Origin of the sequence: Bradyrhizobium sp. STM 3843, assembly GCF_000239815.1 — a bacterium.
In the GTDB taxonomy this organism is placed as follows: domain Bacteria; phylum Pseudomonadota; class Alphaproteobacteria; order Rhizobiales; family Xanthobacteraceae; genus Bradyrhizobium.
Map to the genome: position 1 here is coordinate 58,691 of NZ_CAFK01000044.1, position 24,445 is coordinate 83,135.

Annotated in this window: 26 protein-coding genes; 8 read left to right on the forward strand and 18 right to left on the reverse strand. The window is 63.8% G+C overall.

Features of this window, described 5'->3' with window-relative positions; genetic code table 11:
* The first annotated feature begins 5 nt into the window (after positions 1-5).
* Genes BRAS3843_RS06460 through BRAS3843_RS06470 form a run of 3 tightly spaced genes read left to right on the forward strand, consistent with a single transcriptional unit; the run spans position 6 to position 1,482 of the window.
* Complete coding sequence (locus BRAS3843_RS06460) at positions 6-509, forward strand: DUF6644 family protein (protein WP_008967971.1); 504 nt, start codon at positions 6-8, stop codon at positions 507-509.
* A complete protein-coding gene (locus BRAS3843_RS06465; protein WP_008967972.1) occupies positions 509-1,012 on the forward strand; it encodes a DUF6644 family protein in 504 nt (167 codons plus the stop codon). Before BRAS3843_RS06460 ends, BRAS3843_RS06465 begins: the two co-directional genes overlap by 1 nt.
* A 29-nt stretch (positions 1,013-1,041) precedes the next feature.
* Positions 1,042-1,482 carry a hypothetical protein gene (locus BRAS3843_RS06470; protein ID WP_139024755.1) on the forward strand — a complete coding sequence of 147 codons (441 nt, stop codon included), beginning with the start codon at positions 1,042-1,044 and terminating at the stop codon, positions 1,480-1,482.
* Between the two features lie 96 nt (positions 1,483-1,578).
* Here BRAS3843_RS06470 and BRAS3843_RS06475 read toward each other — a convergent pair whose 3' ends face one another.
* Positions 1,579-2,070: a septal ring lytic transglycosylase RlpA family protein gene (locus tag BRAS3843_RS06475; RefSeq protein ID WP_083841329.1), complete on the reverse strand. Its 492-nt coding sequence runs from the start codon at positions 2,068-2,070 to the stop codon at positions 1,579-1,581.
* 551 nt (positions 2,071-2,621) lie between these two features.
* Here BRAS3843_RS06475 and BRAS3843_RS06480 point away from each other — a divergent pair.
* Both BRAS3843_RS06480 and BRAS3843_RS41355 read left to right on the forward strand, forming a co-directional pair.
* Complete coding sequence (locus tag BRAS3843_RS06480; protein WP_008967975.1) at positions 2,622-3,263, forward strand: glutathione S-transferase family protein; 642 nt, start codon at positions 2,622-2,624, stop codon at positions 3,261-3,263.
* Positions 3,264-3,578: 315 nt separating this feature from the next.
* Entirely contained in the window at positions 3,579-4,184 is a 606-nt protein-coding gene (locus BRAS3843_RS41355) for a hypothetical protein (protein WP_175361088.1), read from the forward strand.
* A 408-nt stretch (positions 4,185-4,592) separates the two neighbouring features.
* Here BRAS3843_RS41355 and BRAS3843_RS06490 read toward each other — a convergent pair whose 3' ends face one another.
* Positions 4,593-5,480: a LysR substrate-binding domain-containing protein gene (locus BRAS3843_RS06490; RefSeq protein ID WP_008967977.1), complete on the reverse strand. Its 888-nt coding sequence runs from the start codon at positions 5,478-5,480 to the stop codon at positions 4,593-4,595.
* A gap of 121 nt (positions 5,481-5,601) precedes the next feature.
* On the opposite strand from BRAS3843_RS06490, the gene BRAS3843_RS06495 reads away from it, so the two are divergent.
* Positions 5,602-6,765, forward strand: a complete 1,164-nt coding sequence (locus BRAS3843_RS06495; protein WP_008967978.1) for a mandelate racemase/muconate lactonizing enzyme family protein — start codon at positions 5,602-5,604, stop codon at positions 6,763-6,765.
* Between the two features lie 70 nt (positions 6,766-6,835).
* Here BRAS3843_RS06495 and BRAS3843_RS06500 read toward each other — a convergent pair whose 3' ends face one another.
* Positions 6,836-7,228 (reverse strand): response regulator, encoded by a 393-nt coding sequence (locus BRAS3843_RS06500; protein ID WP_008967979.1) that lies wholly within the window; start codon positions 7,226-7,228, stop codon positions 6,836-6,838.
* A 122-nt stretch (positions 7,229-7,350) separates the two neighbouring features.
* A complete protein-coding gene (locus tag BRAS3843_RS40565) occupies positions 7,351-7,728 on the reverse strand; it encodes a hypothetical protein (protein ID WP_139024756.1) in 378 nt (125 codons plus the stop codon).
* A 164-nt stretch (positions 7,729-7,892) separates the two neighbouring features.
* Here BRAS3843_RS40565 and BRAS3843_RS06510 point away from each other — a divergent pair, with 164 nt between their 5' ends.
* The gene (locus BRAS3843_RS06510) at positions 7,893-8,090 is read left to right on the forward strand and encodes a hypothetical protein (protein WP_035980965.1); all 198 of its coding nucleotides are present in this window, start codon (positions 7,893-7,895) and stop codon (positions 8,088-8,090) included.
* 94 nt (positions 8,091-8,184) lie between these two features.
* Here BRAS3843_RS06510 and BRAS3843_RS06515 read toward each other — a convergent pair whose 3' ends face one another.
* From BRAS3843_RS06515 to deoC, 10 genes are all read right to left on the reverse strand, one after another.
* Complete coding sequence (locus BRAS3843_RS06515) at positions 8,185-9,873, reverse strand: FAD-dependent oxidoreductase (protein WP_008967983.1); 1,689 nt, start codon at positions 9,871-9,873, stop codon at positions 8,185-8,187.
* 68 nt (positions 9,874-9,941) lie between these two features.
* Positions 9,942-10,409, reverse strand: coding sequence for a MarR family transcriptional regulator (locus BRAS3843_RS06520; protein ID WP_008967984.1), 468 nt, complete (start codon positions 10,407-10,409; stop codon positions 9,942-9,944).
* Between the two features lie 164 nt (positions 10,410-10,573).
* A complete protein-coding gene (gene ugpC, locus BRAS3843_RS06525) occupies positions 10,574-11,668 on the reverse strand; it encodes a sn-glycerol-3-phosphate ABC transporter ATP-binding protein UgpC (protein ID WP_008967985.1) in 1,095 nt (364 codons plus the stop codon).
* A 69-nt stretch (positions 11,669-11,737) separates the two neighbouring features.
* Positions 11,738-13,198: an extracellular solute-binding protein gene (locus BRAS3843_RS06530; protein WP_008967986.1), complete on the reverse strand. Its 1,461-nt coding sequence runs from the start codon at positions 13,196-13,198 to the stop codon at positions 11,738-11,740.
* A 51-nt stretch (positions 13,199-13,249) separates the two neighbouring features.
* Positions 13,250-14,287: a carbohydrate ABC transporter permease gene (locus tag BRAS3843_RS06535; RefSeq protein ID WP_008967987.1), complete on the reverse strand. Its 1,038-nt coding sequence runs from the start codon at positions 14,285-14,287 to the stop codon at positions 13,250-13,252.
* Positions 14,284-15,159, reverse strand: coding sequence for a sugar ABC transporter permease (locus BRAS3843_RS06540; RefSeq protein WP_008967988.1), 876 nt, complete (start codon positions 15,157-15,159; stop codon positions 14,284-14,286). Before BRAS3843_RS06540 ends, BRAS3843_RS06535 begins: the two co-directional genes overlap by 4 nt.
* Positions 15,156-16,088, reverse strand: coding sequence for a ribokinase (locus tag BRAS3843_RS06545; RefSeq protein WP_008967989.1), 933 nt, complete (start codon positions 16,086-16,088; stop codon positions 15,156-15,158). The genes BRAS3843_RS06540 and BRAS3843_RS06545 overlap by 4 nt, the downstream gene beginning before the upstream one ends.
* A gap of 2 nt (positions 16,089-16,090) precedes the next feature.
* Entirely contained in the window at positions 16,091-16,549 is a 459-nt protein-coding gene (locus tag BRAS3843_RS06550; protein ID WP_008967990.1) for an RbsD/FucU family protein, read from the reverse strand.
* Positions 16,550-16,610: 61 nt separating this feature from the next.
* Positions 16,611-18,995: an aldehyde dehydrogenase family protein gene (locus BRAS3843_RS06555; RefSeq protein ID WP_008967991.1), complete on the reverse strand. Its 2,385-nt coding sequence runs from the start codon at positions 18,993-18,995 to the stop codon at positions 16,611-16,613.
* A gap of 10 nt (positions 18,996-19,005) precedes the next feature.
* The gene (gene deoC / locus BRAS3843_RS06560) at positions 19,006-20,037 is read right to left on the reverse strand and encodes a deoxyribose-phosphate aldolase (RefSeq protein ID WP_139024757.1); all 1,032 of its coding nucleotides are present in this window, start codon (positions 20,035-20,037) and stop codon (positions 19,006-19,008) included.
* A 225-nt stretch (positions 20,038-20,262) separates the two neighbouring features.
* Between deoC and BRAS3843_RS06565 the strand changes: the two genes are divergently transcribed.
* Entirely contained in the window at positions 20,263-21,063 is an 801-nt protein-coding gene (locus BRAS3843_RS06565) for a DeoR family transcriptional regulator (RefSeq protein ID WP_008967993.1), read from the forward strand.
* 45 nt (positions 21,064-21,108) lie between these two features.
* Here BRAS3843_RS06565 and BRAS3843_RS06570 read toward each other — a convergent pair whose 3' ends face one another.
* From BRAS3843_RS06570 to BRAS3843_RS06585, 4 genes are read right to left on the reverse strand one after another with little or no spacing between them, the layout of a single operon-like run.
* Positions 21,109-21,828 (reverse strand): ABC transporter ATP-binding protein, encoded by a 720-nt coding sequence (locus BRAS3843_RS06570; RefSeq protein WP_008967994.1) that lies wholly within the window; start codon positions 21,826-21,828, stop codon positions 21,109-21,111.
* Positions 21,821-22,576: an ABC transporter ATP-binding protein gene (locus BRAS3843_RS06575; protein ID WP_008967995.1), complete on the reverse strand. Its 756-nt coding sequence runs from the start codon at positions 22,574-22,576 to the stop codon at positions 21,821-21,823. The genes BRAS3843_RS06570 and BRAS3843_RS06575 overlap by 8 nt, the downstream gene beginning before the upstream one ends.
* Positions 22,573-23,532: a branched-chain amino acid ABC transporter permease gene (locus BRAS3843_RS06580; protein WP_050886369.1), complete on the reverse strand. Its 960-nt coding sequence runs from the start codon at positions 23,530-23,532 to the stop codon at positions 22,573-22,575. The genes BRAS3843_RS06575 and BRAS3843_RS06580 overlap by 4 nt, the downstream gene beginning before the upstream one ends.
* Before the next feature lie 35 nt (positions 23,533-23,567).
* Positions 23,568-24,443: a branched-chain amino acid ABC transporter permease gene (locus tag BRAS3843_RS06585; RefSeq protein ID WP_008967997.1), complete on the reverse strand. Its 876-nt coding sequence runs from the start codon at positions 24,441-24,443 to the stop codon at positions 23,568-23,570.
* Between the last annotated feature and the right edge of the window lie 2 nt (positions 24,444-24,445).

Consider the following 24,445-nt stretch of genomic DNA (forward strand, 5'->3'; position numbering starts at 1 on the left):
AGGTGATGGAAGCGCTGCTGACCGGTTTTTCGAAATGGCTGGCAGCGACCTCGCTCAGCCACACCATCCAGACCGTCACCTGGATCATCCCGACCCTTCAGACCATCCATATTCTGTGTGTGGCCATCGTTTTCTCCTCGGCCGTGCTGGTCGACTTGCGGATCTTCCGCCTGTTCGAGCGCGATCAACGCTTGAGCGTCATCACGCAGCGCTTTCTGACGCCGATCTGGCCGGTGCTCGTCATCCTGCTCATTACCGGCAGCCTGCTGATCATCGGCGAGCCGCGCCGGTCGCTGGTCAACATCACCTTTTATCTCAAGATGGCGCTGCTCATCGTTGCCGTCTTGCTGACCGCGACGTTGCAGCGGGCGGCCGTCGCATCACCGGGCCTGTTTGAGGACAACGGTCGGCGGCTCACCGGCCAGGCGTTGGCAACGCTCTCGGTCCTGGTCTGGTGCGGCATCCTGTTTGCCGGACGCTGGATCGCCTACACACAGGCCGGGTTGTGATGTCGCAGTTTTCTGACCTCGTTGGCGTCTTTGAGGAGAGCGGCGTCGCCGCCGCCATCCGCGAAAGCGACACGCTGTTTCCCTTCATTGAATCCGTGCATGTGATCGCGATCTGCCTCGTCGTCGGCACGATCTTCGCGATCGACTTGCGCCTGCTCGGGCTCGCCTCGGTCGGGCGCCCCGTGAGCCGGCTCGCGAGCGCAATCCTGCCGGTGACCTGGGGTGCGTTCGCGGTCGCGGCCGCCTCCGGCTTCCTGCTGTTCATCTCGAACGCGACCAAATATCTCGCCAACGGCTATTTCGACGCCAAGATCATCCTGATCTGCGCGGCGGGGCTGAACATGATCATCTTCCACGCCATCAGCGCAAAGGATCTGCCGCAATGGGAGACACAGGCCGTGCCGCCGCTGCGGGCGCGGCTCGCGGGCCTGCTGTCGATCCTGCTCTGGATCACGGTCGTCGCCTGCGGACGCTGGATCGGCTTCACCATGCAGGTGCTGTAGCGATGATCGGCTCTCGCTTGTCCGCAAAGATGATCTCAGCCCTCGTCCTGTCGGTCTTGGGCTCCTCACCGTCGATCTCCGACGGCGCGGCTTCCATGCCGCCGTTCACGGCCCATGTCGACATGAAGACCTTCATGGAGCATGTGCTCACGCCGGCAGCAAAAGTGATCTGGAGCGTCAACGGCACGATGATCGACGCCCAGGGCGAGCACGACCTCTCGCCCAAGACGGATGAGGATTGGGAGACCATCACCAGCGGCGCGGCGACGCTTGCCGAAGCCACCAACGCGCTGATGATCCCGGGCCGCGCGCAGGACGCTGAATGGAATTCCTACGTCAAGACGCTCGCAGATGCCGCCGACAGAGCCTATCAGGCCGCCGAGGCTCACGACCTGAAGACGGTCGCCGAGGTCAGCGACCGTCTCGACAGTATCTGCGCCTCATGTCACCGGCACTACGGGCTGGAATAGACGCTGATCACGACCATCCCACACAACGATCACCCCTCTACCGACGGTGGACGAAGGTCGATTGATCCGCGCGACGCGCTCTTTCGCGTGCGATGTTCAGCCAACCGGTCCCGGTGTCCAATCGTCTCCGGCGAGGGGCCTGACCTTTACATCATGAATGACCCCGAGCTGCAGACTTGGATCGAAGTGACGCATGGTCCGCTCGTTGAGGTCAATGATGCGGCCAGGCGTCAGCGGCCCGACGTCATTGATCTTCACAATCACCTTCTTTCCTACTGCCTCGACCAGGGCATACTTTGGCTTCGCGCCATAATGGACCCCACCAAATTTCTGACGCAGACTGGTCTTGATGGCAGCCGCCCAGGCTGACGGATTGTACCGCTCGCCGGAGGCCGTGTTCCGGGTCCCCTCCCGCCATCCGGGCCGGAACGGATTGTACATGGATGCTGCGCCAACGATCGCATCCCCTGAAGCTTCATTGACTTTGGCGCCAGCATGAACTCCACCAGTTTCACTTCGAGCCATTGTAACGGAAACGCTAAGCGCGACGACGGCGCCGCAAACGGCGGCGCTCGAACGGAACACCATCATAACTCCTTGATTGCCTTTTCTGGATCGTCCGGTTCCCGATGCGCAAAACAGGATCGAGCGAACGCGAAGCGTTATCGAACTCGGCTGTTTGTTGCGGACTCGCCAATTGCTGGCGATGGAACCGTTGTGGGGAACCTCGTTGGTCCGCGCACAGGTTCTTAGTTCACACCGACTAAGACAGACATTGCGTCAATAGCATGACTGCACATAAGCCTCTTGGCGTGCGTAGGAACAATCCGCCGAACGATGTCCGCGTGCGGTGAAAAGACTCGGCGCGCTCGGATCGAGAGGTCGTCTTTGGATCTCCGTTTCAACTAGCTAACTAACAAGTAGTCCGCATGAGCGGAGCGACAGGCGGGGGATACGATCCCGGATATCGCTACGCTCATCCGGGCTACACTTGCTGACTCTAGGTCGTGAACCCATAAAGTGGGCAGGCTCGCGCTAATAGGATGACGAATATGCGCCAAGCCTTGAGCGCATTACCTTGCGCGACTGGCTTACCTATGTAAGTTAATATATCTAGCCTAATCCAGGAACGCTTAACTATGCTCACCGTCTATGGCGAAGGTCGTGGCTTCCGTGTTATTTGGCTGCTTGAGGAATTAGGATTGGCATATCGGCTGCGCCCGGTCGATCTGCTGGCAGTCGAAACCGATCGCGATTTCCTCGCGATCAACCCCGCCGGCTTCATTCCCGCACTGCAGGACGGCGAGACGATCATGGTCGAATCGATCGCGATTCTTGAGTATCTGCTCGCCCGCCACGGCTCAGGTTCGCTTGCCGTCGCTCCGGATGATCCCGCCTTTGCCTGCTATCTGCAACTTCTCCACTTAGGCGAGGCTGGGCTCGCCGGGCCGATGAACACCGTCTTTGTCGGCCGCGAACTGGCGCCCGAAGCCGAGCGAGACGCCCGGGTTACCTGCTGGGCACTCGAGACCTTCGAGAGCCGGTTAGGGTTGGTTGTCCGCCGCCTCGCGGATTGCCCCTATCTCGCCGGCGACCGATTCACTGCTGCCGACATCTCGGTGAGCTACGCCCTGCTGCTGGGCCTGCGAACTGGCAACTACGTCCCCGGTTCTACCGAGCGAGACTATCTCGCCCGCACGACGGCACGCCCTGCCTACGCCCGAGCGATGGAAAGCTGCCAGACCACCAAGGCTTGGGCAGCAAGATCACCGGGATTATAGTGCTCGCTTCATCCGAGGGGCCAAGCGCCTGATTGAGTAGCAACTAGCAAGTAGTCCGCATGAGCTGAGCGACATGCGGGGGATACGATCCCGGATGTCGCTACGCTCATCCGGGCTACGCTTGCTGTCACTTGATAAATCCTTCGCTCCAGGCGTCCTTATCGAGGACATATTCGGATACAAGAAAACAGTCGGGGTAATCCCGGAAGCCTTCGAACCGAAGCTTTCGATTCTTTGCAGCGTCAGCCCCGCTGGCACTACTGTAGACTCCCACGAGCTTGTCGTCGGTATCGTGTTCATCGATTCCGTTGTCGCGTGGTCGACAATGCCAAAGCAGAAAAACCGTACGCATTTTTTGGTGCTTTCACGCCGCTTAGTTTTCCAAGGTTGGATAGCAAGTCCGCCTGTAACCCTATCGAAGGGCATCTTTTGCTTTACCAGAAGCTGCTGACTTTCGTCATCTACCCACTGGATGCAGTCCAGATCGGGCTTCGAATTCACCGTTGGCTATGCCTTATACGAGATGACGGCGTGATTCTTGAGTGCGCCAAAGCGCGCCGCATGAAAATCGTCGCCCCGATGGTCCTGCCCGTCGGGCAAATCATCTGGGCGCAGATGTGCGATCCAGTTTCGTGTCTCTCGCCGATCAAGGCGCAATTTCTGCTGAAACGACGTGCGCCGAAAAACTCATTTCGCAAGCCGGTTCAATCGCATCACCCCTCTTATGGCCTCCGGGCCAAATTTTCCTGTTTCGTTTTATCAGAAATCATGCTTCTCTTTCCACGTCCCGCCTCGCTCGAGGGGCGTATCGCGGTCGTCACGGACGTTGAGTGCGGGATGCGGTGGGCGTGTCGGTGTTGCAGCGGGTTGATCTCGCCGACGAACAACACTGGCGCGCACGGTCAAGTCGCGCGGTCCTGATCCTCCGACGCTAGGATTACGCTTGCGACGACGCTCACGCGTCGCGCAGGCAACGGTGGCCAACAAGCCCGGCGCACCGGGGAGAACGCGAAGCAGCCGTCAAAACCATCGCGCAGGGAAGGCCGGTGTTCGGTCGTACCTGTGGTAACTGCCGCCTGCTTTCTTTGATGCAGGCGGGCCATGGGTGCAGGCCCTGCATCCGGCCTTCCCTGCGCCCTCGTCTTGCGAGGGCCGAACTGATCGACACAGCTCGGACGCCAGGCGCGCCGCGAGAGCGCGGCATCATGCCCGGCGAGATGCAAAGGATTTCGGATGGACGATGCCCGGTGTGCTCAGACGGACGCTCGGACCGAGCCGAATGCCAGCGCAACTCGCCACGATGACCCCGACGCCGTGGTTTGCGGCCACTCAGCTCCCCTGCTCCTGCGCGAGCCGCCACAACTCCTCCGCCGTCGGCGTCAGCGGCATCAGCGGCCGGAACAGCCTGACAGCGACCGGCACCTCGAGGGACGCATCGGCAAAGGTCACGAGCCGGCCGGACTTCAAATCATCTTCGACCAGCGTCGCGGGCAGCCAGGCGACGCCGCGCCCATCCAGGCACAGCGCCCGCAGCGCGCCGGCGAGATCCGCCGTCAACGCCGGCGCCGACAACAGCCGCGGCAGTCGCGCGCCGAGCAAACTGCGCAGGATCCGACCCAATCCAGAGCCAGCGCCATAGGCGAGCAGCGGCGCGTCCGACAGCGCGGCGCCGCTCGCGACCAGGCCCGGCGCCGCGCAGGGCATCAAGCGATCGTTCGCGACCACCGCCGAGACGAACTCGTTCGCCGGCAGGCGCAGCGGAACCTCGTCATGCACATGGCACAGCAGGAAATGCGCGCGCCCATCCAGCAGCAGCGTCTCGACCGCGCTCAGCGTGTCAGAGGTCAGCTGCACGCAGCAGATCAGCCCCGCGGCCTCCAGACGCTTGAGCCAGGGCGGAAAGAAGATCAGCGACAGCGCGTGCGTGGCCGCGATCCGGATCGTCGCCGCTTCCGCCGCCGCAACCTCGCGCACATGGGCGCGGGCATCGGCGATGCGGCGGATCAGCATCGCCGCCAGCGGCTGGAATTCACGCCCCGCCACGGTCAGCTGCACCGGCTGGGTGGCGCGATCGAACAGCGTCACCCCCGCCCACTCCTCCAGCGCGCGAATGCGGCGGCTGAAGGCCGGCTGCGTGAGATGCCGCGCCTCGGCGGCACGCGAGAAATTGCCGGTGCGGGCAAGCTCGAGATAATCCTCGAGCCAGATCAGCTCCATGGTCCGCTTCCAAGCTCATGGCACCGCTTGATGCCGTTTGCGCCTCGCCCGATACGAAATCGGCATTGGCATCGTCACCGGATCGGGTGCCACAACGACCTCACGAACCAGGAGGCTCGCCTTGCGCATCGTCGACATCCGTGAACGTACCTACCCTATCGCCTCGCCCATCGCCAACGCCTACATCGATTTCAGCAAGATGACGCTGAGCCTGGTCGCCATCATCACGGACGTGGTCCGCGATGGCAAGCCGGTGGTCGGTTACGGCTTCAATTCCAACGGCCGCTACGGCCAGGGCGCGCTGATGCGCGAGCGCTTCATCCCCCGCCTGATGGAGGCCGAGCCAAACAGCCTGCTCAACGACGCCGGCGACAATCTCGACCCGCACAGGATCTGGGCCACCATGTTCCGCAACGAGAAGCCGGGCGGGCATGGGGAGCGCTCGGTCGCCATCGGCACCATAGACATGGCGGTGTGGGATGCGACCGCGAAGATCGCGAACAAGCCGCTGTTCCAATATCTGGCAGACGCCCACGGCCGGGCCGCCAACCCCAAGGTGTTCGTCTATGCCGCCGGCGGCTACTACTATCCCGGCAAGGACAACACCAAGCTGAAGGACGAGATGCGAGGCTATCTCGACCGCGGCCATACGGTGGTGAAGATGAAGATCGGCGGCGTGCCGCTGAAGGACGATCTGTCCCGCATCGAAGCCGTGCTCGGCATGCTACCCTCAGGCTGCCGGCTGGCGGTCGACGCCAACGGCCGGTTCGACCTGACGACCGCCGTCGACTATGCCAAGGCGCTCTCGGCCTATGATCTGTTCTGGTACGAGGAGGCCGGCGATCCGCTCGATTACGAGCTGCAGGCCGAGCTGGCGCAGCACTACGCCAAGCCGATGGCCACCGGCGAGAACCTGTTCAGCCATCAGGATGCGCGCAACCTCATCCGTTACGGCGGCATGCGCAAGGAGATCGACTGGCTGCAATTCGATTGCGCCCTGAGCTACGGGCTGGTCGAATATCTGCGCACGCTCGACATGCTGAAGTCCTATGGCTGGTCGCCGTCGCGCTGCATCCCCCATGGCGGCCATCAGATGTCGCTCGCGATCGCGGCGGGCCTGGGCCTTGGCGGCAATGAATCCTATCCCGACCTGTTCCAGCCGTTCGGCGGTTTCCCGGACAGCGTCCGCGTGGAGAATGGCCACGTCACCCTGCCGCCGCTGCCTGGGATCGGTTTCGAGGGCAAGGCCGATCTCTACAAGGTGATGTCCGAGCTCAGCGCCTGAGCGGCTGGCCTTGGTAGCTGGCGCTGACATGGTGGACGGCAGAGGACACAGCAGTGGACGTAGGGGAGCTTCAGAGCGGCGGATGGGCCGACCCGACGTTCAACAACTGGGATATGGCCGTGACCAGCTGGGCGGGCGCAAACGGCTTCTTGACCAGGATGCTGTTGGGCACGCCCTGCGAGGCCCAATGATCCGCAGCTTCTCCCGTGATGTAGACGACGGGAAAAGCGGGTTCGATCTCCCGCACCTGCCTGGCAAGATCCCAGCCGTCGATCGGACCTTTCAGATTGACGTCGGTCACGAGCGCCCGGTAGTTGACAACGCCGCTCGTGAGCAGCGTCAGCGCCTCGTCCGCCGAGGCGGACACGGTCAGGTCGAAGCCGGCGTCGGTCAGCGCGTCCTTGAGGAAATCGTGCAGCGCCTCTTCGTCTTCGACCAGGAGAATGACAGGCAATTCATTCACGATGACCCCCTCAGGCTGGCGAAGTGCATGGTCACGTCGATCTGCCGCCCACGCGCCGCCAGCTGCAAATTCATTCCGGGAACTTCAGAGCGACGAGCCGCGCCGCAAGTCTGCCCCGGACCTCAATCCTGTTGCTGCACGTCGGGCGCCGACGCGGAGAGGTCCTCATGTTGCCTGTCATCGACCCTCGCTTTCAACTCGGCCGCCTTCTCAACGAGAACGGCTGAGAGCGTCGGATTGTTGGTGGAGTTGGCGAACTGCAAAAGCGTTGCCACCTGCCGTGCGATATACTTTCGACCGAGCACGTTGGATTTCCCCGCAGAGTCGCCAACCCCCAGGCGACCGAAACGCGGCAGGTAAGTCTTTGTTCCCGGGAATGGCCAAAAACATCTCAGGAACCCTTCGCCGGAAGACAGATTTCTTGGTTGGAAATCGTGGGCCCCGCAATGGCGCTTGCCCCAGACAACAACCGTGCGGTTCGCGACAAGATCGCAGAACACCTTCGACTCGAGCTGTCTCGCGACAAGCCAGGCCTCCCTGTGCGGCTCGGCATCCTCCTGCAGCGTTTGGCGGACGCCGATGCAAAGGACGGTTCCCCTAGCGAGCCGGATAGGCCTGCCGACCCGGATTTGGCGCCGCGGTCCGCCCTCTCCTGGCTGACGAAATGGCGCCGCTTCAGGAAACCGACATGACCACTGTGGCAAAACTTCTCGCGCGCAAGCAGCAGCTGCTGGACCGGCTGCAGGAGGAGCCGGGCATGCACGAACGGGCCGAACTCGAACGTCTGCTGGCCCAAATCGACTCAGCACTGGAATTTCTCGAAGAGGGACCGAACCAGATCGGCCGAAAGCCGGACTCCTGAAATCCTCATGGCCCTCGGATACCTCGTCTGGCAGAAGGAACCGCGCACGGCGCAACAACGCTCCCCGAGCACGATCGGTGAATGCAGCCGTCGGTCAATTCGCCGCACGCGGCGGATCGCTCGCCGGCCGCCCGAGCGCACGGGCAAGCACCGTCCCGAGCATTCCAGCCTGCGACGCGCTGCCGCGCCAGGCGACGATCTGATCGGGGCGGACGAGGGCGAGATCCGCCTCGTAGAGGTCGCGCAAGGACCTCGGCAGCGTGATGATCTTGAGATCGGCTTTCATCGCGCGGGCCATTTCGCTGATGGGAGCAGCATTGGAAACGACGTCACCGAATTGCAGCAGCGTCCATTCGAAGCCAAAGCTGTCATAGAGCGACGTGCCATCGTCGAGCCAGGCATGAGGGGCGCGGCCTCCCGGACAGGCGCTCGGGACATACACATTGGCCGCGTCCGGCGGCGGCAAGCTGCCGTCGGAGATGATGATCGGCGAACCGTCATACCGGCCGCCGAACGTGATGCCGGGGATGTTGAATTCGGCACGGGCATGCTGGTCGAGATAGAGGCCCGCCTCGCGTCTGGCCGCCTCGCCGGCGTCCGTGGCGTCCTCGAGTTCCGGGGCGGCCGCATAGAGCCCAAGCGAATCCGCAAACCGCCGTGCATGATCGGTGTTGCGGAGCGCCACTGGACGACGTTCGATCTCGTAGCTGTCGAGAAGCGAGACCGGACTGATACCTTTGATGACGCTCGCGAGCTTCCAGCCGAGATTGACGGCATCCTCGATTGCGGTGTTGTAGCCAAGCCCACCCGTTGGGGTGAACAGATGCGCGGCATCGCCCCCGAGGAACACCCTGCCCCGCTGCATGCCATCGGCGACCAAGGCGTGCCCGGCCGTCCAGGTCAGGAACGACAGAACCTCGCAGTCGAGCGGCCTTCCGCAGGCGCGCTGGAAGGCGGCCTTCGCCTCGGCCATGGTGATCGCGCTCTCATCCTCTCCCGGCCGCAGCTGAGTGTGGAACGCGAACTCATCGCGCCCGTTCACCGACGCCATGAAGGCACGGCGGTCGCGGTTGAAGCAGTTGTACATCCAGGCCTTGGGATGAGGGATGCTTGCGTAGAACGCGGGACAGCTGACATAGACGGCCAGCATGCGCCCGCCCATGAAATCGCGCTGCGTCCCTGTTTCGCCACCATAGGCAATGCCGAGCGACTGCCGGACCGTCGACCGCGGCCCGTCCGCACCGACCAGAAAATCGGCGTGGACCTGAAAGCGGCGACCACCATCGACGCTCTCGATCTCGCCGATGATCGCGCCCTCCCGTTCGGCATAGATGACGAGCCGGTGACCGTAGTGAAGTCGGATGCCCGGCAACCGCTCCGCGTGCCGGCGCAGGATCGCCTCGACGAATTTCTGCGAGACCCGATGCGGCAGTTCCGCGGCGCTCCAAGAGCCCGACAATCCCTTGATCAGCTCGGTCGCACGATTCGAAGACGGCAGCTGAAAGCGCGCCAGTTCGTAGCCGGTGTAGCGGGTGAAATAGGCGACGTCGGTCGGATAGTCGGCCGGCAGGCCCGCCTGCCTGATCTCGTCGGCAAAACCCAACCGGCGATAATGCTCCATCGAGCGCGCCTGGGTCGCATTGGCCTGCGGGTTGAATGCCGTGCCCGGCTTCTCGTCGACCAGGATGGCGGAGACGCCTCGCCGACCCAACTCATTGGCGAGCATGAGTCCGCAAGGCCCGCCGCCCGCAATCAGGACGGACGCGGTCAGATGTGTCTCCAAGACGCCTCTCCCCTATCAGGCATTGCCCGCAGGATAAGGCGACCCGCCAAAATCGTCAAGTTACCTGACTATCTATCATCGTCGAGCGTATCGAAGGTCGACCCGTACGCTGCGAGGCCCCGCAGGATGGCATCCATGGTCGCCTTGTCCAGCTCCGCGCGCATTTCGCGCTCTGCGACATCCACGGCATCCCGAAACGCGTCGAGCCAGGCCAGACCGGCCGGCGTAAACTTGACGATGCGGGCGCGGCCGTCACTCGGATCGGGCACACGGTCGACCAGCCCGAACTCGGCACATTGGTCGACCAGTTCGCCCATCGCCTGTTTGCTCATTGAGGCGCGCCGGGCGAGCTCGGTCAGCCGAGTCCCCTCCACGTCGAGATTTCGGGTCAGGTTCACATGGGCAATGCGCGTCTGGGCATGACCGCTTGCGCTCATCAGTTCAAGAACGCGAGCCTCGAAACGACGTACCGCGTTGTTCAGGAGGCGGCCGATATTGGCATGCCGCCACGCAGCTCCGGACTTCTTGGCTCTCAATGGATGGCTTCCAAATCGTGGGATCAAAGTCGCGCGAAGCTAGCACATCCTAGACGAAGGAGCTCTGGCGGCAAACAATCGAAGCCGAGGAACGCGTTGCGCGGAGCACGAGCCGAGCGAGTCGTCTGGAGCGGGTCGGCGCGATCATGCGGCTCGAGCGCATCTTATGCCGCGATCACCCTGCCGGTGGCCTTGTCGAATAGATGTGCCTTGTCCAGATCGAGCGGCACGTCGAAGCGCTGGTCGGGCTCGGCTGCCACGCCGACCGGCATCTGGGCCGTAAAAGGAAAACGGCCGACCGAACCGATGACCAACGTATGCGGGCCGAGGGGCTCGACATCCTTCACGATCATGCTAGCGGTCGCGCCTGCCGCGGCGCCTTGGCGGGCGATATGGTCGGGCCGGACGCCGAGCACCACCGGCTTGCCGAGATGTCCGCCGTAGACTGCCTCCCTGCATTTCGGCAGCATGAGCGCAGTGCCGGAAGCCTCCGTGAACACGAGCCCGCCATCGCGCGCGACGACCTCGCCCTCGATGAAGTTCATGCTAGGCGCGCCGATGAAGCCGGCGACAAACAAATTGCATGGCCGCTCATAGAGCGAGATCGGGTCGGCGGCCTGTTCGATGCGGCCCTTGTTCATCACCACGACACGGTCGGCCATGGTCATGGCTTCGACCTGGTCGTGGGTGACGTAGACGATCGTCTTGGCGAGCCGACGATGCAGCGCCTTGATCTCGGTGCGCATCTCGATCCTGAGCTTGGCGTCGAGGTTCGACAGCGGCTCGTCAAACAAGAACACGTCGGGGCTGCGCACGATGGCCCGGCCGATGGCGACGCGTTGGCGCTGGCCACCCGACAGCTGCTTGGGACGGCGGTCGAGATAGGGCTCGAGGTCGAGCACGCGCGCGACCTCCTTGACCGCCTTTTCGACATGCGCACGGGACTCGCCGCGCACCTTCATGCCGTAACCGATGTTCTCGGCGACACTCATGTGCGGATAGAGCGCGTAGTTCTGGAACACCATCGCGCAGTTGCGCAAGCCGGGTCGCAGATCGGTGACGTCGCGCTGCCCGATCCGGATCGTGCCCGATGTCACCGTCTCCAGACCCGCGATCATCCGCAAGGTCGTGGTCTTGCCGCAGCCGCTCGGGCCGACCAGCACGACGAACTCCTCATCGGCAACGCTGAGGTCGAGCCCCTCGATGATCCTGTAGGACCCATAGGCTTTGGAGACGTTATCGATCTCAACGCCGGCCATCACATGCTTTCCGTCTTCTCGCACCGTCCCGGATGGCGCGTGCGCCATCCGGGACCATTCATGCTCACACTACTTCTTCGGCGGCAGGCCCATCGCCGCGCGATAGGCGGCGAGCTGCTTGTCGCGGCCGAACTCGTCGGTCAGCCGGTTCCACTCCTTGGCCATCGCATCGAGCGCGGCCTGCGGCGTGGTCTGGCCCGCCAACGCCTTGCCGAGCTCGATTTCCACCACCTCGGTGTAGGAGAAATAACCGGGCAGACGCATGTCGAGCGCGACGTTCTTGCCGTTGATCGAATCCGCCTGAGCGCCGAGATATTCCTTGGCCTCCTGCGGCGTGAAGATCTTGCTCCACAGCTCCAGATTCGCAGTATGCGACTTGCGGTACGGGTTGACGCCGGTGCCGCCGGTGATCGCGGCCTGGCCGGAGACCTCGGGGCTGGTCAGCGTCTTGACGAAATCCCAGGCCGCCTGCTGGTTCTTGCCGGCCTTCGGCACCGCGATCTGCCAGCCGCCGAACGCCATGAACGGACCGGGCAGCACCTCCGGGAATTTGTCCCACTTCTTGGTCTTGGCGTTCCAGATCTCGTCCGAGCCGGGCAGCACGGCCGAGCCGACCTTGCCGGAGATCTTCGACTGCTTCGGATCGGCGGCGATGACGCCGGTGTCGCCCCAGCCGATCGATTCCGCAACCTGGCCGCCGGCCACGGCCGCGTTGACCTCGCCGAACGAGAAGTTCAGCGCGTTCGGCGGCCCGAGCTTGGAGGCGCGGATGTATTCCTCAAGGCCCTTCACCCAGCCGGGATTGTTGATCTGCGCGTCCATCGTTTCCGGATCGAAGAACATCGCGCCCGGGTAGTTCGGGTTGTTGGTGTAGGCCGCGGCATGGCTGAAGAAGAACCAGAACTGCTGGCCGCCGCGACGGAACGCTTCCGCCGTGCCCCACAGCCCCTTGTCCGGCCGTTGGAAGAATTCGGCAATGTCGAGATACTGCTTCCAGGTCTTCGGCGGCGCCAGATCGTAACCGTATTTCGCCTTGAAGGCGTCCTTCTCCTTGGGGTCGTCGAACAGATCCTTGCGATAGGTGTAGGTATGGACGTCGCCATCCATCGACTGCGAATAGATCTTGCCGTCCCACACCATCAGCCGCTCACGATAGGCCGGCTCGATGTCGTCCCAGTCCTTGCCGGACTGCATGTCCTTCGGCATCTCGGTAAGGTAAGGCACGAAGTCCGGCAGCCAGGCCGGGGCGAAGCTCACCATGTCGAAAGTGGCGTCGCCCGAGGTCAGCGAGGTCGCGATCTTCGGATAGAGCTCCGACCAGGGGAATTCAACGACGTTGACCTTGCCGCAGGTCTTCTTGCTCCATTCGTCGGCACCGAGCTTCAGCGCCGACGCGATATAAGGTCCGGTTTGCGTCGCAACCGTCAGCGTGACCCCGGAATAGTCCGGACTGCACGCGGCCTTGGCATCGCCAACCGCGTAAACCGTGACCAGCGATGTCGCGAGCATCAGCAATGTTCGTCTCAACATGGTGTTTTCTCCCTCTACAGACTTCTTCTTTGGTCGTTACGTTGTTGGTCGCTACTTGATCGCGCCGAGCAGCATGCCCGACCGCATCATCCGGCTCAGCAGTGCTGCCATCACCATCATCGGAACGATGGCGACCAGCGCAGCCGCCGAGATCGCCCACCATTCGTCGCCGCGCTGGCTGTTCTGTCCCGCGACCAGGATCGGCAGCGTCTGCCAGCGCGAGTTGGTCAGAAACAGCGCGAACAGGAATTCATTCCAGACGAAGGCGAGCGTGATCATGAAGGTTGCGATCAGCCCGTTCATCGACATCGGCACCACGATGCCGAGGAAGATGCGCCAGCTCGGCACATTGTCGACCATCGCGGCCTCCTCGACCTCGATCGGCAGTGCCTCGAAGAAGTCGCGCATCAGCCAGACCACGATCGGCAGCGAGAAGGCGACGTAGCACAGGGTCAGGCCGAGAAAGCTGTCGATCAGCTGGAAGCCGAGCCGGCCGATCTCGCTATAGAGCAGATAGAGCGCGAAGGCTGTGACGATCGGCGGGAACATGCGCTGGCTGACGAACCAGAACAGGATGTCCTCGTTGCCGAGAATCGGCCCCGGCAGCGGCAGCCGATTGGCAATCATGGCGGCGGCCAGCGCCAGCGGAAACGCCGATAAGAGTGCCTGTGGCCGCGTCAAGCCGAGATAGGTGTTGAACGCCAGGTAGCCGCCGAGCGCGAGCGCGAAGAAGGCCAGGCCGGCGCCGAGCCGTACCCTGAATTCGAAGCGAACCAGCGCATAGGCCGCCATCGCACCGATCGCGGTGGCGAGCAGCGCTGCCGAGAAACCGACCATGGTCGAGTTCAGGAAGGTATGGAAGAACGCGCCGCGGATGCCCTGATAGATATCGATGAAGGGCTGCAGCGTCGGCGCGAAGTCGACGAAGGGAATGTAGGTCGGGCCACCCACGACTCCGGGCGGCGTCTTGAACGCGGTCACCACCACCCAATAGAGCGGAAACACCGTGATCAGACACCAGGCGAGACAGCCGAGCGCGATCAGACGGCGCGACCAAGGCGACAGGCCTCTGAGGTTGCTCGCACTCATCGGCGCTTCTCCAGATGAGGCCGCAACAGCGCCAGATAGGTCACGCCGATGATGGTGATCGCGATCAGGAACAGGAAACTCAGCGCCGAGGTGTAGCCGAGATTGAACTTCTTGAACCCCTCCTGATAGGCGAACAAGGTCAGCGTCTCGGTGTCGACTCCGGGTCCGCCGCCCGTCATGACGAATACCGTATCCATGATCTTGTAGCTCTCGATCAAGCGAATAAAGACCACGGCGGCCGAGATCGGCAGCATCATCGGAAAGGTGATGCCCCAGAACTGCTGCCAGTTGCTGGCGTTCTCGAGCTCGGCCGCCTCGTAGATATCTTCAGGCAAGGTCTGCAGGCCCGCGAGCAGCATCAGGATCACGAACGGGGTCCATTGCCAGACCTCCACCGCGATGATGCAAGCGAGCGCCCAACGGCCGTTGGTCAGAAACGGCAGGTTGACGAGGCCGAAATGGCCGAGCAACTGGTTGAGCGGCCCCATGGTCGGGTTGAACATCATGCGCGCAACCAGCGCCACCGCGACCGGCGCCAGCAGCATCGGCAGCAGGAAAGCGACGCGGAACAGGCGTTCGCCGGGGATCCGCGCATTCAGCGCCAGCGCCACGGCGAATCCGATCACATATTGCAAGCCGACCGCCGTGACCGCGATCAGCGTCGTGGTCAGGATCGCGTTCCAGAAGCGCGGCTCCTGCAGCAACTGGATGTAGTTGCCCAGCCAGACCACGCGCGGCGGCATCGGCGGGATCAGCCGGTAGCTCAGGAAGCTCGTGGTCAGGGAATAGATCAGCGGAAAGATCGAGATCGCCAGCACGACCAGCACAGCGGGCCAGATGAAGACGTGCTTGATCGGATCGTTCCGCATCATGACGCAGGCTGCCCCTCGAGCAGAGCTTCGATCTCGGCGCGGCGCGGCATCGACGGCGCCGTGCCCGGCCGCGTCACCGAGATGCCAGCAGTGGCCGAGCCGAAGCGCGCGGCCTCAAGCGGATCGGCGCCGCCGGCGAGCGCGGCGGCAAAGCCGCCGACAAAGGCGTCGCCGGCGCCAGTGGTCTCCACAACCTTTCCAGCAGCAAATGGCGGCACAGGCACCGAGCGATCCCGGGCATGAAACAATGCGCCACGTTCGCCGAGCGTGATCAGCGCGGTGCCGACGCCCTTGGCGAGCAGCGCATCGCCCGCACGACGCGCGGCAGCGAGATCGGAAACCGCGATGCCGGTCAGCCCCTCCGCCTCTGTCTCGTTCGGAACGACGTAATCGCAGAGTCTATAGAGCGCGTCATCGAACGGGATCGCTGGCGCGGGATTGAACACTGTGATGCTGCCGGCATCGCGCGCGAGTGTCAGCGCATGCCGCGCCGCCTCGACCGGCTGCTCGAGCTGGGTGACGAACACCTTGCTGGCGCGGATCGCATCAGCCGCCGCGTCGACATCGGCCACGCAGATACCACCCGCGGCCCCCGGCACGATGATGATGGCGTTATCACCACGGGTCTCGTGCACATAGATGAAAGCCGCGCCTGTCGATGTCTCCACCTGCGTGACCCGCGGCACGATGCCCTCGGCGGCCCAGGTCTTCAGCGCGAGCTCGGCAAAGGTGTCCTTCCCGATCCTGGAGATGAAGCTGACGCCGGCGCCTGCCCGCGCCGCGGCGACGGCCTGGTTCGAGCCCTTGCCGCCCGGTCCGACCGCGAAACCCGAGCCGATCATGGTCTCGCCGATGGCAGGCAGCCGCGATGCGCGAAACGCCAGATCAGCAACGAACACGCCAAGAATGGCAACACCTGCCTGCGCCATGGTTACTGCGCTCCGTCCGGCGGGATCACGCCCTTGGTGAACAGGAAGCAGCCATAGAAGCGGCGCTCGCCGGTCGCGATCACGCAATAGGCGTTCTTGGCTTGCTCATAGAAGGCATGGCGCTCGACGCCGACCAGCGGCCAGGACTTGCCCTCGGCGCGATCGATCACCGCCTGCACCTCCTGCTGCACCGGCGGCACCTCGGTCGGGTGACCGACGATCTCCATCCTGACAGCGGCGTCGTCGACGAAAGTGTCGAGCGGCAGCACCGAGAGCACCGCCTGGGTAGCGCGCGCCGCGCTGACATTATCGATACGCAGCAGCTCGCCGAACACGGTCTGCCGCGCGATCGAATCGGCCGGGAAATTGGTGTCGCAGATGACCAGACGGTCGCCATGGCCCATCGCGCGCAGCGCATAGAGCACATCTGCATTGAGCAGCGGATCGATCGTTTTCAGCATGGTCCCTCCCTTTTTTGATTGGCCAGGACCTTAACGGTCCCTGTGCCCTGTTGTCGCGTCGCTAATCGCCATAGGGAATCCAGATGTTCTTTACCTGCACCGCATGGTGCAGCAGGATCGGGCCCTCCGACGCCGCCGCATCGTACCAGTCCGTCAGCAGCCCGTGATCGACCAGTGTGCGCTTCAGATTGCCGACCGACAATCGCTCCGCCATGGCCGAGGCCTCCTTGGAACCGAACACCCAGAGCGCGTCAACATCGTCATGCTCGGCCAGTACCTTGACCAGCGCATCGCGCTTGCCTGTCACGATGTTGATCACGCCCGCCGGCACGTCCGATGTTTCCAGAACCTGATAGAGATCGGTCGCGACCAGCGGATGCCGCTCGCTCGGAACCACGACGACGCGGTTGCCCATCGCTATCAGCGGCGCAACCAGGCTGATGAGCGCGAGCAGCGGCGCCTCGTCGGGACAGGCGACGCCGACTACCCCGATCGGCTCGTGCATGGCGAGCGCGACGCCGCGCAGCGGCGGCGTGTGCACCGCACCTTCATATTTGTCGGCCCACGCACCATAACTGAACAGGCGCGAGACGGCAGCATCGACCTCCGCTTTGGCTTTGGCAGCCGTCAGTCCCGTCATCGCCGCGATGCGGGCGGCAAATTCGTCGCCGCGCGCGGACAGGTTCTCGGCGAGATAATACAGGATCTGGGCGCGGTTGTGGGTGGTTGCCCGGCCCCACCCCTCGGCCGCACGCGCCGCCGCCACGGCATTGCGGATGTCCTTGCGGTTGCCGTCGCCGACCTCGCCAAGATGCTTGCCCTTCGGTGACAGCACCGCGCGCGAATAGTTGCCGTCGGGCCGAACCTGCTTGCCGCCGATGAACAGTTTTGGCGTGCGGTCGATCGTCGGCAGCGCGAAACCCGCATGCTCGTCTGTCTCAGTCACCGCGGGCTGCACAGCGCGCGGCTTCCGCCCGCTCCATACGACCGGCTTGAGATATTCGGTGATACCCTCGCGGCCACCTTCCCGGCCAAAGCCGGACTCGCGATAACCGCCGAAGCCGACGCCGGCGTCGAACAGGTTGGTGGCGTTGATCCAGACCACGCCGGCCAGGAGCTTCGGCGCGATATCGAGCGCGCGGCCGATGGTCTCGCTCCACACGCTGGCCGCCAGGCCATAGCGCGTATTGTTGGCGAGCATCACGGCCTCGTCCGGGGTACGGAACGTCATCGCCACCAGCACCGGGCCGAAGATTTCCTCGATCGCGACCGTGGAGGACGGCTGAACGTCCCAGAGCAAGGTCGGCGGATAGAAGCAGCCGTGCTGCGGCAGCTCGCCGGGCGCCTGGTATTTCTGCGCGCCCTCCTTCACGCCGGTCTCGACCAGCGATGCGATGCGGTCGAGCTGAACCGGATCGACGATCGCGCCCATGTCGATCGCCTTGTCGAGTGGCGGCCCGACCCGCAATGTCTCCATCCGCCGCAGCAGGCGCTGGCGGAAGTTTTCGGCGATCCCCTCCTGGACGAGCAGCAGCGAGCCGGCGCAGCACACTTGGCCCTGATTGAAGAAGATGGCGTCGACCACGCCTTCCACCGCGGCATCGAGGTCGGCATCCTCGAACACGATGAAGGGCGACTTGCCGCCGAGCTCCAGGGTTAGCGACTTGCCAGAACCGGCCGTGGCCTGCCGGATCAACCGCCCGACCTCGGTCGATCCGGTGAAGGCGATCTTGTCGATCCCATCGTGATCGACCAGCGCGGCCCCTGTTGCGCCGTCGCCGGTGACGACATTGAGCACGCCCGCCGGCAGGCCGGCCTGCGCGGCCAGCTCAGCAAACAGAAGCGCGGTGAGCGAGGTGAATTCGGCGGGCTTCAGCACCACCGTGTTGCCCATCGCCAGCGCCGGCGCGAGCTTCCAGGCCAGCATCAGCAGCGGAAAATTCCACGGAATGATCTGACCGATGACGCCGAGCGGCGCGTAGTCCGCGAACTCGCGCTCCTGAAGCTGGGCCCAGCCGGCATGATGCAGGAAGTGCCGTGCCGCGAGCGGAATGTCGAGGTCGCGCGTTTCGCGCAGCGGCTTGCCGTTGTCGATCGCCTCCAGGACCGCGAACAACCGCGCATGACGCTGCAGCATCCGCGCCAGAGCATAGAGATGCCTGGCACGGCCATGACCCCCGAGCCTCAACCATTGCGGCTGCACCTTCCGCGCCGCGATCACAGCCGCATCGATATCCGCAGCGGAGCCATGCGCGAGCTTCGCCAGCACTTTGCCGGTGGCCGGCTCCGAGGTCGCGAAGTGCTTGCCATCCGCGGGCGCTGCGAAGGCGCCATTGATGAAATGGCCGAAGCTTGCGCCGTGTCGCGCAAGCCACGCCCGCGCCTCCGTATCCGCCTCCGGCGCCGGACCGTATTCCATCGTCTCGTAATATTGCGCGACGCTCACGGCCTTGTCCTCATGCCACGGGATGACGATTGAAGGCCGAGTAGCGACCGGTGACGTGATGCTCGAGCTGGCGCTCGATGTCGGCGAGCAGGCTCGACGCGCCGATGCGGAACAGCGACGGCTCCAGCCACTCGCGTCCCAGTTCCTCCTTCATCAGGATCTGATAATTGAGCACGTCCTTTGCGGTCGAGATGCCGCCGGCCGGCTTGAAACCGATCTTGTAACCGGTGCGGTCCTGATAGCTACGGATCATCCGCAGCATCACCAGCGACACCGGAAGCGTCGCGTTGACGCCCTCCTTGCCGGTGGAGGTCTTGATGAAATCGGCACCCGCCATCATGCAGACCATCGAGGCCCTGGCGACATTCCGCAATGTCTTCAGATCGCCGGTGGCGAGGATCGTCTTCAGATGTGCGTGACCGCAGGCCGCGCGAAAATCCTTCACCTCCTGATAAAGCGCGCGCCAGTCGCCGGTCAGCACGTGCTCACGGGTGATCACGATGTCGATCTCCTCGGCGCCATCCTGCACCGAAGCCTCGATCTCCCTGAGCTTGACGTTATGCGGCACGAGGCCGGCCGGAAAGCCGGTGGAAACGGCGGCGACCGGAATGCCGGAGCCGTCCAGCGCCTCGACCGCAGCCGCGACGAAGCGGTGATAGACGCAGATCGCGCCGGTATGCAGCTTGCGGCCGGCGAAGCCCAGCGCGTCGAGAATATCTGCGCGCACCGGCTGCCTGGCCTTGGCGCAGAGCCGCCGGACGCGGCCGGCTGTGTCGTCGCCATTGAGCGTCGTCAGATCGATGCAGGTGATAGCCTTCAACAGCCACGCTGCCTGCGCCTCGTTCTTGACCGTGCGCCGGCCCGGCAGGCTGGCGACGCGGCGCTCGGCCGCTGACAGATTGATCCTGATCTCGTCGACCCAATCCAGCTCGAGCGCGCAGCCCGCATTGCGCGCGACCGCGGCGGCCTCGATCGCGACCGGCCGCTCCCGTCCGCGCAACGGGACGCGGGATGGCTCCGGTATCGACGCACTCTGCGACATCGCGAAAGCCGCCGTGGCCACTAGCAAAACGACAGGCGCGGCCGTCGCGCCGGCTGTTTGGATCGTAACATTGGCATCCTCCCAGAGCCCGGCTGCGCAGCTACCCACGCTCACGGGCCGGCGATTGACGTCCCGCCGTTGTTATATTCGCAACGTATTCATGTTTGAATTCTCACATCGTGTGACGCTATTGTCAACCGGGAGAGCGCAAGGCTATTGAACGGTATGGTCGACATTCCCCCCAGCGCTGCGGGCCAACCCGACGCGCGCACCCAACGCCTGCAGCGGCTTCGGCGCGCTATCGCCGAGAACGGCGCGATCCATTTGAAGGACGCAGCCCAGCTGTTGAACGTCTCGGAGATGACGGTGCGGCGCGATCTGGCCACCGCCGATGCCGCGCTGGTCTGCCTTGGCGGCCACGTCGTGAATGCGACCGCACCGAGCGCGGTGAAATACACGATCGAGCAGGAGATCGATCAGCACACCCAGGACAAGCGGCTCGCCTGCCGGGCCGCTGCGGCACTGCTGCAGGCTGGCGATACGGTCTTCATCGACTGCGGCACCACGATGCAGTCGCTCGCAGAGTGCTTGCCCGATGACCTGCCGTTATCGGTGATCTGCTACTCGATGAACGTCGCTGCGATCATGACGCAACGGCCGAGGACGCAAGTGATGCTGATGGGAGGCCTGTATCACCCCTCCTCCCAATCCTTTTCTTCCGACGAGGGCCTCGCCTATCTGCGCAAGCTCGGCATCAACAAGGCCTTCATCTCGGCCGGCGGTGTCCACGCGGTTCGCGGCGCGAGCTGCTCGAACTTTCATGAGACGGCGATCAAGCAGGCGGCCATCGCAACGGCGGTCGAAAGCATTCTGGTGGTCGATGCGAGCAAGCTCGACAGCCTGAAGCCGGCCTTTTTCGCCGAGCTCGAGTCGTTCTCCAGAATCATTGTTGGCGGCGCCGTGCCGCGCGAACACCGCAAGCCGTTCAAGCATCTCCCGCTCGAATATGCGACCAAGACCGGCTGACGATGGCGCTTCAAAAGCAAGGCAAGCGCAAGACAATGGCTGCGATCAGACCGCGCAGTAGCGGTCCTGGATGTCCTTGTCCGCGAGCAGCGCCGCGGCACTGCTTTCATAGACCATCTCGCCCTGGTCGATGATCACGGCGCGATCGGCCAGCCGTAGAGCCCATTCGACATTCTGCTCTACGAGCAGCAGCGTCGTGCCCTGGTCGCGCAGCTTTCGAAACAGCACGCCCATCTCCTCAACCAGCACCGGCATGATGCCTTCCGAGGGCTCGTCGAGCAGGATCATCTTCGGTTTCGCGATCAGCGCACGGGCAATCGCCAGCATCTGCTGCTCGCCGCCGGAGAGCGTCACGCCTTCCTGATCGAGACGCTCCTTCAGGCGCGGAAAGGTTTCCGCGATCTCGTCGATCGCCGTGCGCTCCTTGATGCCGCTTCCAGCCGCGACCAGACCAAGCCGCAGGTTCTCGCGCACGGAGAGCCCAGGCACGATCCGCCGCTCCTCGGGCACATAGGCGAGGCCCAGATGGTAGCGCCGATGGGCGCGAAGCGGCAGCAGGTCCCTGCCCGCAAACCGCATCCGTCCCGTCGCCCGCGGCATCAAGCCCATCACCGCCCGCAACGTCGTGGTCTTGCCGGCACCATTACGACCGACCAGCGCCAGCACCTCGCCCGCCTTCACGTCAACGGAGATCCCATGAAGGACGTGGCTGGCGCCATACCAGGCATGAAGATCTCGGATTTCGAGCAGCGCAGTTTCAGCCATAGCCTTCACTCTGTCCGAGATAGACCCGCCGAACCTCCGGGTTGCTCCTGATCTCGTCCGGCGCTCCGTCTGCCAGCAAGCGGCCGTGATGCAGCACGAGAATGCGCCTGCTCAGACCGAGCACCATCTTCATCTTGTGCTCGACCAGCAGAATCGTGCGCCGGTCGGCGAGCCGCTCCAAGAGCGCCACCATATCCTTGGTCTCCTCCGGTCCCATGCCGGCGGTCGGCTCGTCGAGCAGCAACAGCTCGGGCTCGGACACCAGCGCGATCGCGATCTCCAGCGCGCGCTGCTGGCCATGGGCGAGGAATTTTGCCAGCTCGCCGCGCCGGTCGAGCAGCCCGACGGCATGGAGCGCAGTGTCGGCGCGCGCACCCAATTCGGCAAGACGCGCGCGGTTGCGCCACACATCGTACCTCACACTCAGCGCCTGCGCCGCGACGCGGACGTTCTCATGCACCGTCAGGTCGGGAAAGATGTTGGTGATCTGGTAGGAGCGCGAGATGCCCCGATGCACGAAGCGGTGCTGCGGCAGCCCGTTCAACTCGCAGCCCTTGAAATGCAGCGTGCCGGAGCTCGGCGACAGCGCGCCGGACAGGATGTTGAAGAAGGTGCTCTTGCCGGCACCGTTCGGCCCGATGATCGAAGTCAGCTGACCCGCCTCGAACGACACCGTGATGCCCTCGAGCGCGACGAAGCCGCCGAAGCGCTTGCCAATCCCTTCGGCACGCAGCAGCTCGCCGCTCATCGTCGCGGCCTTGCGATGGGCAGGGTTTCCAGCAACGTGCCCCAGATGCCCTTCGGTAGGAACAGCACGAACAGGATGAAGATCGCGCCGACGAAGATCTGCCAATGCGGAGTCCACAACGAGATGACGTCCTCCAGGATCAGGAACGCCGCCGCGCCCACGAACGGACCGAAGAAGCTGCGCGCCCCGCCCAACAGCACCATCATCACGATCATGCCTGAGGTCTGGTAGTGCAGGATGTCGAGCGGCACGATCGACAGATGCAACGCCAGCATGCAGCCGCCGAGCGCCGAGATCGATCCCGACAACATGAACACGAGCAGCTTGCTGCGCTCGACGTCGTAGCCGCAGGCCCGGGCGCGCTGCTCGTTCTCGCGAATGGCCTCGATCACCGCCCCGAACGGCGAGTTCAAGATCCGCGACTGGAACCACAGCGCCGCCGCCGCGAACACCATCAGGACGTAGTATTTGTTGAGCGGATCGAGGAAATTGATCTGCAGGCCGAACAGGCTGATGCGATCGACCGTGAAGCCGCGCAACCCGTTCTCGCCGCCGGTGAAAGAGGACGCCTGCAGCGCCACGTAGTAGACGAGCTGCGCCAGCGCCAGCGTCACCATCGAGAAGTAGATGCCCCGGGTTCGGGTCGAGATCACGCCGATGACGGCGGCGAGAATGGTGCTGACCACGACGGCGGATGCAACCGCTGCGAACCACGGCATGCCATAACGGCCGATGGCAATGCCGGTGACATAGGCGCCGCAACCGAAGAACGCGGCCTGGCCGAACGACAGCAGGCCAGTATAGCCGAACAGGAGATTGTAGCCCATCACCACGACGCCGTAGATCAGGACGTTGACCGCCAGCGCCTGCGAGGGCAGCAGCCACGGCAACGCGATCAGGATCGCGATTGACAGGAGAACACGCTGGTCCCCGAACCGGTCGAGCGCCCCGAACACCGATTTTGTGGCCGCGGCGCGATTGGATTGCGCGGTCACGCGACCCTCCCCCGCACGTTGAACAGCCCTTGCGGCCGGATCAGCAGCACGGCCGCCATCAACGCAAACATCACGATAGTCGCCATCTCGGGCGCAACCAGCGCCACCATGCTGATGGAGATGCCGACCAGGAGACCGGCGACAACGGCGCCGGGAATCGAGCCGAGGCCGCCGATCACGGTAACGACGAACGCCTCGGCCAGCACCAACGAACCCATCTCCGGATTGACACTGCGCATCGGGCCGGCCAGCACGCCACCGAGTGCTGCAAGCGCGACGCCGAGACCGAAGATGGCGAGCCAGACCCGGCCGATGTCGACACCGAGCACTTGCATGATCACAGGATCCCGCGCGCCCGCACGCACGATCAGGCCGATGCGGGTCTTCTCCAGCATCAACCAGAGCAGAACCAGGACCGCAGCCACCATCACGATCACGAAAATCCGGTAGCGGGGGAAGAAGCCGACGCCGAGATCGACGACACCAATGAGCTGAGACGGCGTCGGGAACGGGATGCCGTCACTGCCGAACAGGATCCTCACGCCTTCGACCAGGACGTAGCTGAGCCCGAAGGTCAATAGCAGCGGATCGTCGATCGAGCGACCGTACAGTCTGCGGATCAGAACGAATTCGATCAGCATACCGAACGCGCCGATCAGGATCGGCGCGAGCAACAGGCCCCACCAGAACGAGCCGGTGAGGGACGCGAGATACAGGCCCGCATAGGCGCCGATCATGAACATGGCGCCGTGGGCAAAGTTGACCACGCCAAGCATGCCGAACACGATCGTCAGTCCGAGCGCAGTGATCACCAGGACCGCGCCAAGGGCGATCCCGGACAAAAGCTGCATGATGATCAGCGACAGGTCCATCG